The following is a 2567-nucleotide window of genomic DNA, read 5'->3' as shown; positions in this document are numbered from 1 at the left end:
ATCGCCGGTGGCCGGTCCAACCTCACCTACGCGATCACCGACGGAGCCCGTCGCTGGGTCCTGCGTACCCCTCCGCTCGCCGGCCGCACCGCGTCGGCCCACGACGTGGCGCGCGAGCACCGGGTCACCGCAGCCCTGATGGGCACCGACGTCCCGGTCGCCGACGCGGTGCTCATCCACGAGGCCGAGGACGTGCTCGGGGTGCCGTTCACCGTGAGCGCCTTCGTCGACGGGGTCGCGATCCGCACCCAGGCCGACCTGGCGACGTACGACGACCAGGGGCTGGCGGTGGTCATGGACAGCATGCTCACCACCCTCGCCACCCTGCACCGGGTCGACCACGTGGCCGTCGGCCTGGGGTCGTTCGGACGCCCCGACGGGTACGCCGCCCGGCAGCTGCGCCGCTGGTCGGGCCAGTGGGAGACAGTGGGGGACCAGCGGCTCGACTCGTTGGCGCAGGAGGTAGCGGCGAAGCTCGCCGCCGCCGTACCGGAGCAGCGTTCCACCTCGGTCGTGCACGGCGACTACCGCATCGACAACGCCCTGCTCGTCGCTCCCGGTTCACCTGACGCGGGCACGGTGGCTGCAGTCGTCGACTGGGAGCTCTCCACCATCGGTGACCCGATCGCCGACGTGGCGATGATGTGCGCCTACCGGCATCCGTGCTTCGACCTGGTCATCGGTGCGCCAAGTGCATGGACCAGTCAACGCTTGCCGACGGTCGAGGACCTGGCGGCGGGTTACGAGCGGGTCGGTGGTGTCGCGCTGGACGACTGGGACTTCCACCAGGCGCTCGGTTGCTACAAGGTCGCGGTGATCTCGGCAGGAATCGACCATCGGCGCCGTGCTGGATCTGGCACAGGCCCCGGTTTCGACACCGCGGGACAGGCAGTCGAGCCCTACCTGGAGCTGGCCAGGTCTTCTGTGCTGACGGCGTAGATCAGGGCGGCAAGGTCATCCATGGCCTTGCCGTTCTTGCTTCCGGTTGGTCGGTCCTCGCAGTGGGCGCTCTGGTCCCACAGCTGGGCGCAATCGTCCTAGAGGTGCCGGTCACAGCTTTCCTAGGGTGGAACGGCCGAGGGCGAGGGCGGCGCGACCGGGAATGGACCGATGAAGTCATCACCGAGATTCACCGTTGACCCTGGAAAGCCGGGGGCACGATGACACGACCCGCGGGCGAGCTTTCTGCGGAGGTGTGGGCGGCGCTCGACGCCCCGAAGCGACAGGGTCCGCAACGTCGAGGACCCGACGGCATGAGCCCCGAGGCTCGCCGAATCGCGCGGGACGCGGTCAGGTCCTCGATGCCCTTCAAGACGTTCTCAACGTTCGGCGATTTCTACGGTTTCGTCGGCAAGGTCTTCAAGCAGATGTTCACGCGGCGCTTTCACTTCCGTGAGTTCGTCTCCCAGGCCTGGTTCATCACCACGGTCTCCTTCGCCCCTGCCCTCCTGGTCGCGATCCCGTTCTGTGTCGTCATCGTCTTCCAGATCAACCAGATCCTCATCCAGATCGGGGCAGTGGACCTGGCGGGTGCGGGCGCGGGCGTGGCGGTGGTGCGGGAGATCGGTCCGATCGTGAGCGTGCTGGTCGTGGCAGGCGCAGGTGCGACCGCCGTCTGTGCGGACCTGGGTTCGCGAAAGATCCGCGAAGAGATCGACGCGATGGTCACGTTGGGCATTGATCCGATCGAGCGGCTGGTCGTCCCGCGGGTGCTGGCCTCGATGGTGGTCGGCGTCGCTCTCAACGGAATGGTGACCTTGGTGGGCCTGCTCGGCGGGTACTTCTTCTCCGTCGTCCTCCAGGGGGCGACGCCGGGGTTGTACCTCGCCGACCTCACACTCCTGATCGGGCTACCCGACTTCCTCGCCTCGGAGATCAAGGCTGCCGTCTTCGGGCTCCTCGCAGGCCTGACCGCCTGCTACCTCGGGCTCAACGCCAAGGGCGGGCCCAAGGGCGTGGGCGAGGCGGTCAACCAGACGGTCGTCTTTGCGTTCATGTTGCTCTTCGCCGCGAACAGCGTGATCACGGCGCTGTTCTTCCAGATCAAGTCAGGTGCCTGAAATGGCGTCCCCCACGAAGTCGCTGCGTGAACTGGGCGACCAGCTCAGCTTCCACGGCAGTGCCTACTCGCACGCACCGCGAGCACTCCGGCACTATCCCAGGGAGATCCTGCGCCAGCTCGCCGAGGTTTCCCTCGGCTCGGGAGCCCTTGCCTTGATCGGCGGAACGGTCATGGTGATCGGCTTTCTGACCACAGCATCAGGGATCGAAGTGGGCCTGCAGGCCTACACGTCCTTCGACAACATCGGTGTCTCGACGTTGTCCGGTTTCTTCTCGGCGTACTTCAACACCCGTGAGGTCGCGCCGATCATCGCGGGCATCGCCCTCACCGCGACCGTCGGCGCGGGCTTCACCGCCCAGATCGGTGCCATGCGGGTCAGCGAGGAGATCGACGCCCTCGAGGTGATGGCCGTTCACCCGGTGCCCTACCTGGTCACGACCCGGATCATCGCGGGACTCATCGCCGTCGTACCGCTCTTCGCGATCGCGCTGATGATGTGCTGGCT

Annotated in this window: 3 protein-coding genes; all 3 read left to right on the top strand. The window is 67.0% G+C overall.

All coding sequences use genetic code 11. The features are described from left to right. The coding region (locus ACOADB_RS13480; RefSeq protein WP_378599379.1) for a phosphotransferase family protein at positions 1–939 on the top strand (939 nt) is incomplete at its 5' end. 362 nt (positions 940–1301) lie between these two features. Then, positions 1302–2060, top strand: a complete 759-nt coding sequence (locus ACOADB_RS13475) for an MlaE family ABC transporter permease (RefSeq protein WP_378599394.1) — start codon at positions 1302–1304, stop codon at positions 2058–2060. A 1-nt stretch (position 2061) separates the two neighbouring features. Further along, positions 2062–2567, top strand: a 506-nt coding sequence (locus ACOADB_RS13470; RefSeq protein ID WP_378599376.1) for an MlaE family ABC transporter permease, incomplete at its 3' end; no start/stop codon positions are given.

Source organism: Nocardioides sp. CPCC 206348, from assembly GCF_048654705.1.
Lineage (GTDB): Bacteria > Actinomycetota > Actinomycetes > Propionibacteriales > Nocardioidaceae > Nocardioides.
The sequence above is the reverse complement of the archived record's forward strand: the minus strand, read 5'-3'. Positions and strand labels throughout refer to the sequence as shown.

Bases quoted from the DNA above. Each gene is read 5' to 3' on its own strand.
- ACOADB_RS13475 (WP_378599394.1), top strand. From the start codon at position 1,302: ATGCCCTTCAAGACGTTCTCAACGTTCGGCGATTTCTACGGTTTCGTC.